The organism is Bradyrhizobium sp. Ken64 (assembly GCF_055807555.1).
In genome coordinates this window covers 1-242 of sequence record NZ_JBVVPA010000129.1, presented here as the reverse complement: position 1 = coordinate 242, position 242 = coordinate 1, and the positions used below count along the sequence as shown (strand labels likewise).

Here is a 242-nt window from a genome sequence, read left to right as displayed (position 1 = left end):
ACCTGCACGGCGGCCCGGAAACGGGCGCGCCATCGGCCATGAGCAACGCGGTAGAGCGGCTTACCGAAGAAGAAAAACAGCTGCTGATCGGGCTGGACTCATCGGCGCAGCTACCCCGGTTGGTTGATCAGGCCCTGAACTACAATCGGGACCTGCGCCTGGCGTTATTGCGTGTCGAGCAGGCTCGCGCCCAGTACGGCATTTCCCGCGCCGATCGCTGGCCAACGGTGGCACTGGGGCTG

At 64.9% G+C, this 242-nt stretch carries 1 protein-coding gene; it reads left to right on the top strand.

Annotated elements, in window-relative coordinates; translation table 11 throughout:
* Nucleotides 1-38: 38 nt before the first annotated feature.
* Nucleotides 39-242 (top strand): TolC family protein (locus AC0L2F_RS35940; RefSeq protein ID WP_473251548.1); only part of this gene is annotated, 204 nt, incomplete at its 3' end.